The sequence below is a fragment of the Kitasatospora sp. NPDC093550 genome (assembly GCF_044764985.1).
Classification (GTDB): domain Bacteria; phylum Actinomycetota; class Actinomycetes; order Streptomycetales; family Streptomycetaceae; genus Kitasatospora.
The window spans coordinates 1-1,333 of record NZ_JBIWJF010000079.1 but is presented as its reverse complement, the minus strand read 5'-3'; the positions used below and the strand labels follow the sequence as shown (position 1 = coordinate 1,333).

Annotated in this window: 1 protein-coding gene; it reads right to left on the bottom strand. The window is 76.7% G+C overall.

The features are described from left to right. Positions 1 to 1,333, bottom strand: a 1,333-nt coding sequence (locus tag ACIRD3_RS40520) for an amino acid adenylation domain-containing protein (protein WP_402227147.1), incomplete at both ends; no start/stop codon positions are given.

Sequence of the window (1,333 nt, the reverse complement as noted above, 5' to 3'; positions counted from 1 at the left end):
CGCGGGCGTCGTGCTGCCAGCGGCCGAGGTCGCCGGTGCGGTACATCCGGGCGCCGGGCTCGCCGTACGGGTCGGGCAGGAAGCGCTCGGCGGTCGCCCCGGGCCGGCCCAGGTAGCCGCGGGCCACGCCGGCACCGCCGATGAACAGCTCACCCGGCACGCCGACCGGCCGCTGCCGCAGCCCGGCGTCCAGCACCTGGACCCGCATGTTGTCCAGCGGCCGGCCGATCGGCACGGTGCTGCCGAGTTCGTCCCCGGCGGCCATCGGGTGCCGGGTGGCGAACACGGTGGTCTCGGTCGGGCCGTAGCCGTCGACCACCCGCAGCTCCGGGTGGACGTCGAGCACCCGGCGCACGGCGGCCGCCGGGACGACGTCGCCACCCGTCAGCACCTCGCGCACCCCGGCGAGGCTCTGTGGGGCGTCCTCGGCGAGCAGCCGGAACAGGCCGGCGGTCAGCCAGAGCGCGGTGATCCGGTGCGCGGCGACCAGTCGCCCGATCCGCTCGGCGTCCAGCTCGCCGGCCGGTGCCACCACGACCTCGCCGCCGCTCAGCAGCGGCACCCACAGCTCGTAGGTCGACGCGTCGAAGGCGTGCGGGGAGTGGAACAGCACCCGCCGGTGGTGGCCGTCCCGCTGCCACCAGTGGTCGGCGGCCAGCGCGGCCACGTCCGCGTGGGTGACGGCGACCCCCTTGGGCGTGCCGGTGGAGCCGGAGGTGTACATCACGTAGGCCAGCCGCTGCGGCTGGACGGGCGGGAGCGGCTGGGCCGGGGCCTCCGGCAGCGGCGCCGAGACGTCCACCACCCGGACGCCGACGGCCTCCCGGGCCCGGACGAACGGCAGGTCGCGGGTGGCCGCGTCGACCAGCAGCAGCTCGGCGCCGGTGTCGGCCAGCACCAGCTCCATCCGCTCGGCGGGCCAGCTCTCCGAGAGCGGCACGTACGCGCCGCCGGCCTTCAGCACGGCCAGGGTGCTGACCACCAGTGCCGTCGAGCGCTGCTGGAGGACGGCGATCCGACTCTCCGCGCCCGCGCCCAGCGCGACCAGGCGGTGGGCCAAGCGGTCGGTGGCGGTGTCCAGTTGGGCGTAGCTGAGGGTGTCGGTGCCGCAGGTGACGGCGGTGGCGTCGGGGGTGCGGGCGGCCTGGGCGGCGAACAGCTCCGGCAGGGCGGCGTCCGGCAGCGGGTGGACGGCTCCGGTGGTCAGTTCGGCCAGTTCGGCGCGGCCGGCCGTGCCCAGCAGGTCGATGTCGTGGATGGGGGTGTCGGGGTGCTCGGCGGCGCTGCGCAGGATGCGCTGGAACTGTGCGGCGAGGCGCTGGACGGTGGCGGG